The sequence below is a fragment of the Sphingopyxis sp. YF1 genome (genome assembly GCF_022701295.1).
Classification (GTDB): Bacteria; Pseudomonadota; Alphaproteobacteria; order Sphingomonadales; family Sphingomonadaceae; genus Sphingopyxis.
Genome location: NZ_CP033204.1, coordinates 3,866,482 through 3,878,887, shown reverse-complemented (window position 1 = coordinate 3,878,887; position 12,406 = coordinate 3,866,482). Strand labels below are relative to the sequence as shown.

The following is a 12,406-nucleotide window of genomic DNA, read 5'->3' as shown; positions in this document are numbered from 1 at the left end:
AAGGGGTCGCTGGAGTCAGTTCATTGCCGGAGACAGTTGCGCCGGAATCGCCGCCGGGGACGCAGAGCCTGGAAGCAGTCTTCGTTGCCGAGCGCGCCCGGCTGCTCGGCTTTCTGAGGCGCATCGGCGCTGCGGAAGAGGCCGAGGACATATTGCACGACGCGTGGATCCGGATCCGCTCGCTCGACCGGCCGGTGCCCTCCGAAGCCCTGGCCTATCTCTACCGCATGCTGCACAATCTCCTTATCGATCGCAGGCGATCGGCGCAGCGGCTGCTTCACCGCGATACGGCGTGGGCCGAGCTCGGCAGTGGCTCGGACGACGGCCGCCAGACCGAACCCGATGTTGAAAGCCGTGCCGTCGCAGTCGACGAAGTCCGCGCCGCCTACCGCATCATCGACGGTCTCGGCGAACCGGCAGCCGGAATCTTCCGGCGGCACCGGCTTGAAGGTCAGACCCAGCGTTCGATCGCCGAGGAGCTTGGCATGGGCCTCAGCACCGTCGAGAAACATTTGCGCCGCGCCTATGCGGCCCTCCTCGCATTCCGGGAGGGAGACCGGCATGACTGACACCGGGCGGAATCCACCGGCCAGGCCAGTCGAGCGCATCCGCGAGGAGGCGCTCGACTGGGTCATCCGGCTGCGCGGCGGCGCCGCCGCCGACTGGGAGGCGTTCGCAGCCTGGATGGAGAGCGACACACGCGCACCGGCGATCTACTGGCGCCTGGCCGATGCCGATGCCGGCGTCGCCGAGGCGCTATCCGCTCCCCGACCGGCGGTCGCTCTTCCGATACCGGTGCGCAGGGCGCCGGGGCGGCGCCGCTGGATGACCGGTGGCATCCTCGCCCTTGCGGCGTCCATTCTGCTGCTTCTCTTCCTGCGCCCGGAAAGCGCGACCTACAGGGTCGTGACCGAGCCGGGCGAAACGCGCGAGGTGGCACTCGAGACGGGGAGCGATCTTCTGCTCAATGGCGGCACCGAAGTGCTGCTCGATCGGCGCCGGCCCCGCGAGGTCCGGCTCGTGCGCGGCGAAGCCCGCTTTACCGTTGCGCATGACGCGAGCCGGCCGTTCCGTGTCCAGGTGGGCGACGCCGAGATCGTCGATCTCGGGACCCGCTTCGCGGTAACGCAGGATGGCGGCCGTCTGACGGTGGCAGTCGCCGAAGGACGGGTCCGGTACAGCGCTGGCAGTCTCCGGCGCGACCTGTCGGCGGGAGACATTCTCGAAGTGGACGTCAAGGGCCGGGCCATCGCCGGGCGCGTCGATCCCGGCGACGTTGCCGCATGGGCCGAGGGCCGGCTCGTCTACGACCGCGCCGATGCGGCTCGGGTCGCGGCCGACCTAAGCCGCGCCACCGGTCTCGAAATCGCCGTCGCGCCGGCGGTGGCCGACAAGCCGTTCAGCGGCGGTCTCCGCCTCGGCGCGCGCGATGCAGGCACCGTCCGCCGCGCCGCGAGCCTGATGGGTCTGACGGTGCGGCGCCAGGGTACGGGGTGGATATTGGAGGAACCCGCTCCGGGCTCCCGATGAAGCAATTTGCCGCGCTGTTCCTGCTGGCGGCACCTGCGGCCGCGTCGGCCCATGAAGGATCGGCCGAGATCGACGTGCCGGCAGGGTCGCTCGGTTCGGCCGTCGCGACCCTCTCGCGCCAGGCCCAAATCGATGTGGGCGTCGAGGATCCGGCCCTCCAGCGATACCCGACACCGCGGGTGCGCGGCCGGATGAGCGCGCCCGCCGCGCTCGACCTCCTGCTGCGCGCGACGCCCGCGACCTGGAAGCGGGGGCGCGGCGGACTGTTTCACATCGTCCGCCGTCCGCGCAGGGTGGTGCGCGTCCGGGCCGTACCGCCCCCGCCCGCGCCATCGCCGATCGCTCCCGTCGCCGAAATCGTGGTCACCGCCTCGAAGCGCGGCGAAGAGCTCGGCTGTTATCCCGCAACGGTCCAGATCCTCGGTGGGGATGCGTTCGGGCCATCCGCGACCGTGGACAGCGCGGGTCTCATCCGGCGCCTGGCGCAGCTCGGCTCGACCGAATTCGGGCCCGGGCGCAACCGGCTCTTTCTTCGAGGTCTCATCGAATCGAGCTTCAGCGGTCCTGGGCAAACGACCACAGGGCAGTATTTCGGCGATATTCCTATCAACTATAACGGCCCCGACCCGGCGCTTCGGCTCCCCGACGTCGAGCGCGTCGAGGTCCTCGAAGGCCCGCAAGGAACGCTCTACGGGGCCGGCACACTCGGCGGGGTCATCCGTGTCGTGCCGCGCGCGCCGCGCGCGGGATCCTTCGAGGGTAGCCTGTCGATCGGCCTCACCTCGCTTTCGCATGGCGAGGCCGGCGGAAATGTGTCGGCGACGATCAATGTTCCGGTCGGAGAGAATGCCGCCCTGCGGGTCACCGGCTATGGCGCGCGCGAAGGCGGCTATATCGATATCCCCGCGCTCGGACGCTCCAACGTCAACCTGACGTCGGTGCGCGGCGGACGCGGGGCATTCGGCTTCGATGCCGGCGACTGGACGGTGGAAATCGGTGCGCTCACCCAGACGATCCGGGCGCAGGGCAGCCAGTGGACCGAGGCCGGCGCGCCCGCATACATCCGTCTGACCCCGGCGGCCGAGCCTTATGGCAGCGGCTTCCACCTGTCGCACATCGCCGTGCGCCGCAGCGTCGGAGAAGCCGAACTCGTCTCGACCCTGGGGCTGGTCCGGCGCTCGATGCGGCAGCAATATGACAGGGGCTCCGCTACCATGCCGTCAGCGGTCAGCCAGCGTGACGCCTCGGACCTTCTCGTCGGCGAGACGCGCCTGTCGCGCAAGCTCCCAGGAGGAGCCGGATGGCTTCTCGGTCTCGCCTATATGGAAAGCGACAGCCGCACGCGGCGATACGACGGACTCGATTCGACCTTCGCGGCGTTGCGACAGCGCGCCACCAACCGGGTCGGCGAGATCACGCTTTTCGGCGAAGCCAGTGTCGATATCGTCGCCCGCCTTACCGCGACCGCGGGGCTGCGGGTGGATTATACGCAGCTGAGCGGCGATGCTTGGGCTCGGGCAAATCTCGGTGCGCTCCCCGGGACGGGCAAGCCCCTCGTGGCGCGGCTCCATCGCCGTGACCTGCGCGCGCATCCCGGCCTCGCTATCTCCTTCGCACCGTCGGAAGGGGCGCTCTTCTATGTCCGCTACCAGGAAGGCTTCCGCCCTGGCGGAGTCGGAGTGGTGGGTCTCAAACCCGAGGTTCATCGCGGCGACGACATGCGATCATGGGAACTCGGCCACCGCATCGACCTTGCTCGCGAGCTCGAGTTCGGCGCATCCTTGTCCTATGCGCGGTGGAACGACATTCTCGCGGAAGTCGTATCCCGGACCGGCGACCTCATGACCGCCAATATCGGCGACGGAAGCCTCACGTCGCTCGAGGCGCAGCTGCGCTGGCATCCCTCGGGGTGGAGGCTGTCCGCGGGCGTGCTCCTCACCCGTGGTCGGCTGACCGATGCCGACATCGGTACCGTGGTTCTTCGCGGCGACCGTCTTCCCAATGTCGCACCGCTCAGCTTCCAGACCTCGGTGGCGCGCAGCTGGGATGTCGGCAACGGGCTCGAACTCGGCCTGTCCGGCGACCTGCGCTATGTGGGGGCGTCGCGCATCGGTGCCGGGCCGCTCCTCGACACCCGGCAAGGAGGCTATTTCGACGATCATGTCGCCCTCCGACTTGGTGGCGCGCGCGCCGGCATCAGTCTCGAAATGTCGAACCTCACCGATGCGCGCCGCAACCGCTTCGCGCTCGCCTCGCCTTACCGGGTGTACGATCTGATCGAGACCAGCCAGCGTCCACGCATGGTGAGGATCGGTTTCGACGCAGCTTTCTAAGCCGCGCGGGCCACGCCGCGAAACTTTTTTACCATGCCATAAGGTGTCGCTGTTCCGACGTCGTTTTGTCATTAACGGGATAGATCGTTTCATCTGAAACGGCTTCGGACCGGCGGCGCTCGCGCCGCCGGTCCTGCTGGTCGATCCCGCCATAAGACAAACGGGAGTTCGGCTTTGCAGCATTTCAAGGGTCTCGCCGCCGCGTCGCGGCATCATGTCACTTCCTCGCACCGGGTTCGCCTCGGTCTCGGGACCTGCCTTGCGGGAGCTGCGGCTGCCCTGCTCCTCGGCGCGGCACCGGCCCGCGCCGAAAATGCCGACATCTCGGTCCTTCGTGCGCCCTTGCACCGCCTGCCGGCGACCCAAACAGCGCGTCTCGCCGGCGACGAACCGCAGGATCTGACGCTCCATCTCGATCCCGGCACGCTCGTCGAAACCGACGCCGATTATGAGCATGGCATCACACTGACGAACTTCGCCGGCGGCTCGGTTCTGGTCGACGCCGAAGGTGTCACCGTGGCGACCGCCGGGTCCGGCTCCATCGGGGCGGTCGCTATCGCGACCGACGGCAATGCGGAAATCCGGATCGGCGACGTGCGCACCGGTGGAACAGAGGCTCATGGCGTCGTCGCGGGCTCCGCCAATGGGTCGGTCCGCGTCACCACCGGCTCGATCGCAACCACCGGCGACGCGGCCATCGGCATTCACGCAACCGGTTATGCGGGTCCCGTCGACGTGACGGCGGTGTCGGTGCAAACGTCGGGCAGCTATGCCACCGGCATTCATGCCATGTCGGGCGGCGACGTCGCGATCGACGTCGGTTCGATCCTGACCGGGGGCGATTATGCGGTCGGCATCCAGGCGCAGGCTGGCCAACGCCCGGTTTTCGACGAAGAGACCGGGCAGCCCATTCTCTCTGCGCCCGCCGACCTCTCCATCCGTGCGGATAGCATCGAAACCCGCGGCTATGCGTCGGATGGCGTCATCGCGACCAACTTCACAAAAGGGAGGACGAGCGTCGAGGTCGGCAGCATCAGAACCGAGGGCGACAACAGCTGGGGCGCCTATGCAGGCGGTTTCGGAGATGTCGCCCTTCACGCGGGAACGGTCGAAACCGGCGGAGACGGAGCGGTCGGGCTCGGCGCCGTAAGCTTCGGCGGTGAAATCTCGGTGAGCGGCGACAGCGTGGTGACGCGCGGCGATTTTTCGACCGGGATCAACGTCCTGAGCTATGATTTCACCCAGCCGACGACGATCACGGTCGGCAGCGTCGAAACGCACGGCAATGCGTCGACCGGCATCTACATGGGCGGGGCCTATTTCGAAGGAAATGAGGCCCAGGTTCTGACGATCAATGCCGACAAGGTCACCACCCACGGTACCGCTTCGACTGCCGTCGCCGTGCTCACCGGGGGCGACGTCACGATGGACCTTGGCGCTGTCCTCGCCGAGGGCGACCGCTCTCGCGGTGTCGTGATCAACAATGGCCTCGGCGATATCAATCTGACCGTCGACAGCATCGTCACCAAGGGCCGCTCGCAATTCGGGCGCGACACGGCCGGGCTCGTGATTTCGAACAATCACGGGACAGTCAACGCCGCAATCGGGTCGATCGAGACCAGCGGGAGTAACGCGCCGGCGGTCCTCACCAACGGTTATGACACGGATCAGCGCTTCACCATTTCGGGTGGACTCACCACCTCCGGCGATCATGCGACCGCGTTCCAGGCGTTTGTCGATACCGGATCGCTCTCGCTCGATGCCGGCGCGATCACGACCAAGGGTAGTGACAGCCACGGCGTGTTCGCGAGCGTCCGCTCGGGCGACGTTTCGATCCGTACCGGCACGATCGATACCGCGGGCGATGGCTCGGCCGGTATCATTGCCCAGGCAGCGAGTTATGACGGTACCGTCCACGCGATCACTATCGATGCCGGCAGCATTGCGACTCATGGCGAGAATGCGAAGGGCGTCAACGTTCTGGCGCTCGGCGGCAGCGCGGACATCAAGGCGGGAACGATCAGCACCGCGGGCGACGCGGCGAGCGGCATCAAGGCGATCGCAGTCTCGGGATTTGATAGCAACGGCCGCCCGTTCGGCGGCGATCTCGCGATCGAGGTGGGAGAAATCAGCACCGGCGGCGACGACGCGCCGGGGATCGATGCGACGGCTTATGGTTCCGTCACGATCGACGCGGGCAAGATTTCGACCGGCGGCACGAACTCCGCGGGCATCAAGGCGCTTGCCTATGGCGACATCGACATCGACGCGGGCACTGTCGAGACGCGTGGCGATCATTCGGACGGGATTTTCGCGAACAGCAATGTCGGCGGCTATTCGGGGTCGATCAAGATCACCGCAGGCGAAGTGACGACGTCCGGCGAGGGATCGACCGCGATCCGCGCGACCGCTTATTATGGATCGACGTCGGTCAAGGTCGACAAGGTGACGACGGGCGGCATCGGAGCCGACGGCATCTACGCCTGGAGCTATTGGGGCGACAGCAAGGTCGAGGCGGGATCGGTCATGACGAGCGGGGAGGGGGCCCGGGGCATTACGGCCTATTCCGGCGGTACGACGACGGTGATCGCCGGCGATGTCACCACCTCCGGCGGCGGAACCTCCTCGGACTTCGATGCGGGGGCGATCAAGGCGGTGGGCGCCTCGGTCGTGGTCAAGGCGGGCAATGTCAGTACCAAGGGCGATTTCTCGAGCGGTATCTACGCCAATAGCAACATGGTCCATGACAATGGCCAGGTGAGCCGGGACATCAGCATCGCGGCGGGCGACATAGCGACCGAAGGCTTCGCCTCGCATGGCGTCGTCGCGATCAACCAGGCGCGCCGCGCGAACGTCGACATCGACGTCGGCAATGTGAAGACGAAGGGCGACTATTCGGTCGGCATCTATGCGCTTGCCCCCGCCGGCGACATCGCGGTGAAGGCGGACAGCGTCGCGACTGAAGGTCTCCAGTCGGTCGGCGTGGTGGCGATCAGCAACTATGGCGACATAGGTATCGACCTAGGGGCGGTGACGACAAGCGGCGATGGCGCTGTCGGCATCTACGCCTACTCCGGAGGCGGTCCGCGTGCAGGCGCGGCAACGGCGTCCATCAAGGCAGACAGCATTGCGACAAGCGGGGACTATGCGTCGGGTGTCGTCGCGATCGGTCTCGGCAAGGACAATGCGATCAATGTCGACGTCGGCAGCGTGTCGACCGAGGGAACGGCCTCGCGCGGCATTTTCGCTTACGGTCTTGGCGACATGACAGTCACCGCCGGAAAGGTCGAGACCCGCGGCGACGGGGCCACTGGCATCGAGGCCTTCTCCTTTGGCGGCGACATCAACGTCACGGCCGGGTCGATCGCCACGGAAGGCGATCTTGCGGCAGGCGTCTATGCGAGCACGCTGTCGGGCGACGTCAGCATCGAAACGGGCGACATCACGACCCGCGGTGATCTCTCGCAGGGCGTGCGCGCCTACAGCAGGACGGGCGACGTCCAGGTAACCGGCAAGGGGCATATCGCCACCAACGGAACCGGGTCCTACGGCATCCTTGCCTTCGGCAGCAGCAATATCACGATCGACAACAACGGCGCTGTCGAAACCCACGGGGACTTTGCGCATGGCCTCTATGCGCTTGGCCGTGGCGACGGCGCCACGACCGTGACGAACAGCGGTTCGGTAACCGTCACCGGCGCCGGCTCGGCGGGTATCAGGGCGCTCGCTTCCAATGCCGGTGCCGGCATCAAGGTCTCCTCGACCGGAAGCATCAATGCGCTCGGCGACTATACGGCAGGCGTGGTCGCGGTCATACCGCGCAGCCGCGATGCCGGCGGCCCCGCTAAATCGATGATCGACATCGATGTCTCCAAGGTCACCGTTACCGGTAATGCGACCACGGGCATCCTCGGGCTGAACTATTCCGGCGACGTCCACATCCGGGCTGGCTCCGTCGCTCTCGATGGCAAAGGCATTGGAATTTCGGCGATCGCGGCCGGGTCGATCACGGTAGACACCGGTGGAATCAAATCGGGCGGCCGCGGCGTCATTCTCGTCAGCGGGGCGGGTTCGACGCTCAACGTGACGGGCGATATCGTCGCACCCAATCATGTCGCAGTCGAAATGGGCTCGGGCAGCGGTCAGTCGGTGCTGAACGTCGCCAAGGGGGCGACGATCATCGGGGGCGGCAAGCGGAACCCCGCCGACGGAAGCTACACGGGACCGGGCAACGCGGTCATCCTCGGGTCCGATACGGGCGTCGTCGTCCACAATGCGGGCACCATCCGCAATCTTGGCGATCGCTACACGATCTTCGTCGCGGATCATTATGACAGCGACTGGCAGCCGATCCCCTGGACCGGGGCGCAGATCGAAAACAGCGGCGTGATCGAAGGCAATCTCCGCCTGACCGCGGGCGACGACGTCACGACCAACTCCGGAATCTTTGTCGCGACGCGCGACAGTGTTTTTGGTGAAGGCGACGACCTTTTCACGAACAGCGGGGTCCTTCGCATCGGTGCGGCCGGCGTAACAGCGCGTGCGGCGCCGGGCGCCACGGGGCTTTCGGTCCGGTTCGACGGGCTGGATCGGTTCGAGAACAGCGGTCTCGTCGATCTTCGAAACGGCACCGTCGGGGACACGCTTGTTTTGCCCGGAACCTTCACCGGATCGGGCGGCTCGACGCTCGCGCTCGATATCGGATCGGGCACCGCCGATCGCCTGGTCATCGAGGGCGCGGCTACCGGCACGACGAACATTGTCGTCGGTGCGGCACCGAGCGAGGCGACGCTGTTCGCGGGATCGGTCGAGATTATCAAGGTCGGCGCAGGGTCTGACGCCAACGCCTTCACGATGACGGGCAGCGATGCGGGCTTCGTCCGATATGACATGCGCTTCGACAGCGCGACGGGCACCTATGGCGTGACGAGCGCCGCAGGAAGCTCGGTCTATCGGCTCGCGAAGCTGAACGAGGGCGTACGCGCGATCGGGGACCAGTCGGCGAAGGCGTGGAGCACCCACATGGCCGAACTGCGCGATGCCGGCGATGGCGCCAAGCGGCTATGGGGGCAGATGTACGGTCACGTCACGAACCGCGATGGCCGGCTCGGAACCGCATCGCTCGACTATCGCCAGGACTTCTTCGGCGGGCAGCTTGGCTATGATGTCGGTGGACGCGAGAGCGACGATTCGACGCTTTTGTTCGGCGTAACCGGCGGATATTTGGGCTCGCACCAACGCTTTGAGGATGGCAACGAGCGCGCGCGGTTCAACACGCTCAGCTTCGGCGCCTATGCGTCCTACCGCAGCGACCGGCTGTTCGCGAACCTCTTCGGCCAATATGCCCATGTGAACGTCGCCGCCCGCGGTGGTCCCGCCGCCGACGCCTGGTCGGACGACAGCAATGGTGATCTTTTCGGGGCACAGGCCGAATTTGGTGCGCGCTTCGGCTCGGATCGCATGTTCGTCGAGCCGGTAGTTTCGCTCACATGGCAAAGCGGTTCGATGGGGTCGGTCCATGCCTATGGGCAGACCGTCGCTTTCGATGACGATAGCGCGCTGACCGCCCGCATCGGCGGGCGACTCGGCGCGGAGCTTCAGCTCGGCGGTGAGTCCAAGGGCGTGATCTACGCACGCGCCAATTATGTCGACGCCATCGGCGGGAAGGCAGGCGTGCTCTTCACGAGCGGCGGCGTCAGCCAGTCGATCGACGCACCGGACGCCAAGGGCTTCGCTGAAGCGGCGGTCGGTCTCAATATCGTCTCCACCGGCCCCTTGAGCGGGTTTATCGAAGGCGATGCGGCGCTGGGCGGCGGCGCCAAGGGCGGCGGCGGCCGTGTCGGTATCCGCTTCAAATTCTGACCCCTGAGCAGGGCCCGGTCCGATGCCGGGCCCTGCGACCGTTACGAGTAGAGACCATGACCGATTCAGACGCATCACAACCCGCTTACGCCGTTGGAACGGCAGGCGCCGGCAAAGCGTTCGCGCCTGGCGAGGCGCCGGCGAGCGAACCGGGCAAGACCAATATATCGGTATCGCGGGGCCTCAACGCCTGGCTGCGCGCGCGCCGCACCAGCCTCGCTTTCACAAGCTATCAAACGGGACAGCTCTTCCTCGTCGGGTCGCATCCGAACGGAACCATCTCGTTCAACCAGCAGAATTTCAGCCGTGCGATGGGACTGTGCTGGCGGCCGGGCCGCCTCTATCTGGGGTCGCTCTTCCAGCTCTGGCGCCTGGAGGACATGCTGCGGCCCGGCGAGATCGGCAACCGCATTTTCGACGCGGTGCTCGTTCCGCGAAACGCGCAGACGACGGGCGACGTCGATATCCACGAAGTCGGCGTCGACGGTAGCGGGCGCGTCATCTTCGTGAACACCAAATATAGTTGTCTCGCCACGCTCGATCTCTCTCACAGCTTCAAGCCGATCTGGAAGCCGCGTTTCATCTCGAAGCTCGCGCCCGAGGATCGCTGCCATCTGAACGGGCTGGCCATGGACAAGGGCGAGCCGCGCTTCGTGACGGCGGTCAGCCGCTCGGACGTTCTGGCAGGGTGGCGCGAGCGGCGCCATGAGGGGGGCGTTCTCATCGACGTCAGCAACGACCGGATCGTGACGGATCAATTGTCGATGCCGCACTCGCCGCGCGTCGTCGGCGACCATATCTATGTGCTCGACAGTGGGCGCGGCCAGATCGTCCGCATCGATCCTAATCTGGGTGAAAAGACCGATATCGCCTTCTGTCCCGGGTTCTTGCGCGGGCTCTCGGTGGTCGACGGCCATGCCATCGTCACCGTATCGAAACCGCGCAACGGCACATTCTCGGGGCTGCTCCTCGACGGCGAGCTCAAGGCCCGTGATGCCGAGCCCTGGTGCGGCATATTGATCGTCAATCTGTCGAGCGGTGACGTCGTCGAATGGATCAGGCTAGAGGGGCATATCAGCGAGCTGTTCGACGTCGCCGCAATGCCGGGTGTGACCTGCCCCATGTCGGTGGGGCCCGCTTCGGCAGAAATGCACAATACGATCAGTTTCGATCCGATCGAGGAAGTTCCCATAGCCCAGGTCGCCTGAAGGAAAACCAGAGTCTGTTCAGTCTCCACGCCGGGGCGGAGGGGACTTGCTATCCGCGGCAGAAGCGCCCTGACCGGCTTCGCCTGCGGGCCCGTCCTGGCGGAGTTTCGCTTTGGCGCGGGCGTTGAGACCGGACCAGGATGCCTCGGTGCCCGCTTCCTGCGCTCTGTTCACATATTGCGAGGCGACCAGCCACCCCTTGGTCGGCCTGAGAGCAAGAACGCAGGGAATTGTCATCAGGGGCAGTGAGACAAGCAGGTGCACCCACCAGGGCGGGCGCAGCATGACTTCGAACCCGACGACGAGGAAAAGCAGCGGAAAGGCGATGAAGCAGAGCGCGAAAAAGGCGGGACCGTCGTCGGGGGTGGCGAAATCATAATCGAGGCCGCAGGCCGGACATTCGTCCTCGACTTTCAGCCAGCCCCGAAACATGCTGGCGCTGCCGCAGCGCGGGCAGAGCCCGCGCAGCCCGACGCTATAAATCCAGCGCCACCCGCGATGGTCGTCGCTTTCGGTATCGTCACCCGAGGAAGGCAAGCGATGTGGTCCAGAGGCGCTCGGCGTTGCCGGGGTCGAGCGCATAGCCCGCGACGCCGCCGCTGAAATCAGTCGGTCTCGCCGTGATACGCTGTGCCTCGTTGCAATCCTCGAAATAAAGACCGCTGACCCCCTCGAGCAGGGGGGATGCGGCAAGCAGAACCGACGTCGACGCGCCTTGCTCGACCGTCTTTCTGAGTTCCACCGGTGTCCGCAGCCCGCCCGTGTGCTGCTGGAGACCTGTCGCGATCGCGCCCGGATTGAGTGCGTTCGACACGATGCCATCGTCCTTCCACCGGTTCGTGATAGCGACCGAAAGTAGGGCGCAGGCCGACTTCGACTGCCCATAGGCTCCGATCGGGGTGTAAGGAATGAAGTCGAAGCGAAGGTCGTCGAACAGAACCGGGCTGAACCAGTGTCCGCTCGAGCTCAGCGATACCACGCGTGCGCCGTTCGCCGCGGCAAGCGCAGGCCGGAGCCAATAGGTCAGCGCGAAATGCCCGAGATAATTGGTGCCGAACTGCAACTCATGGCCTTGCGCGGTTTTCTGGAGCTCGGGTGTCGCCATGATCCCGGCATTGTTCACCAGAATATGCAGCGGACCGTTCCAGTCGTCGGCAAAGCGGCGGACCGAAGCGAGATCGGCAAGATCGAGCAGGCGCACGTCGATGGCCTTGTTGCCGGTCGCCTGCCTGAGCTCATCCGCGACGCTTTCGGCCGCGCCCGGCCGGCGGACAGCGAGCGTCACCTCGGCTCCCGCGGCAGCGAGCGCACGCGCGGTCTCGATCCCGATCCCGGCTCCGCCGCCGGTAACGATCGCCTTGCGACCGGCGAGATCGACCCCTTCGGCGACTTGCATCGCGGTGCTGGCGAAACCGAAGGGAGTCGTGAAACGCATGATACTCATTCCTTTGTGGGCCTTCGCCGCCGGCCCGC

7 protein-coding genes are annotated in these 12,406 nt (G+C 66.1%); 5 read left to right on the top strand and 2 right to left on the bottom strand.

Features of this window, described 5'->3' with window-relative positions; translation table 11 throughout:
- Positions 1 to 23 precede the first annotated feature (23 nt).
- The 5 genes from EAO27_RS18710 to EAO27_RS18690 all read left to right on the top strand — a co-directional run bounded on the left by EAO27_RS18710 (position 24) and on the right by EAO27_RS18690 (position 10,933).
- Positions 24 to 569 carry an RNA polymerase sigma factor gene (locus EAO27_RS18710; protein WP_242773389.1) on the top strand — a complete coding sequence of 182 codons (546 nt, stop codon included), beginning with the start codon at positions 24 to 26 and terminating at the stop codon, positions 567 to 569.
- A complete protein-coding gene (locus EAO27_RS18705; protein ID WP_242773386.1) occupies positions 562 to 1,530 on the top strand; it encodes a FecR domain-containing protein in 969 nt (322 codons plus the stop codon). The genes EAO27_RS18710 and EAO27_RS18705 overlap by 8 nt, the downstream gene beginning before the upstream one ends.
- On the top strand, positions 1,527 to 3,863 hold the full coding sequence (locus EAO27_RS18700; RefSeq protein ID WP_242773383.1) for a TonB-dependent receptor: 2,337 nt from the start codon (positions 1,527 to 1,529) through the stop codon (positions 3,861 to 3,863). The genes EAO27_RS18705 and EAO27_RS18700 overlap by 4 nt, the downstream gene beginning before the upstream one ends.
- A 174-nt stretch (positions 3,864 to 4,037) precedes the next feature.
- A complete protein-coding gene (locus EAO27_RS18695) occupies positions 4,038 to 9,725 on the top strand; it encodes a pertactin-like passenger domain-containing protein (protein ID WP_242773371.1) in 5,688 nt (1,895 codons plus the stop codon).
- Between the two features lie 56 nt (positions 9,726 to 9,781).
- On the top strand, positions 9,782 to 10,933 hold the full coding sequence (locus EAO27_RS18690; protein WP_242773368.1) for a TIGR03032 family protein: 1,152 nt from the start codon (positions 9,782 to 9,784) through the stop codon (positions 10,931 to 10,933).
- A gap of 18 nt (positions 10,934 to 10,951) precedes the next feature.
- Here EAO27_RS18690 and EAO27_RS18685 read toward each other — a convergent pair whose 3' ends face one another.
- Positions 10,952 to 11,470, bottom strand: a complete 519-nt coding sequence (locus EAO27_RS18685) for a DUF983 domain-containing protein (protein ID WP_242773365.1) — start codon at positions 11,468 to 11,470, stop codon at positions 10,952 to 10,954.
- Positions 11,454 to 12,368 carry an SDR family NAD(P)-dependent oxidoreductase gene (locus tag EAO27_RS18680; RefSeq protein WP_242773362.1) on the bottom strand — a complete coding sequence of 305 codons (915 nt, stop codon included), beginning with the start codon at positions 12,366 to 12,368 and terminating at the stop codon, positions 11,454 to 11,456. The genes EAO27_RS18685 and EAO27_RS18680 overlap by 17 nt, the downstream gene beginning before the upstream one ends.
- Positions 12,369 to 12,406: the final 38 nt, after the last annotated feature.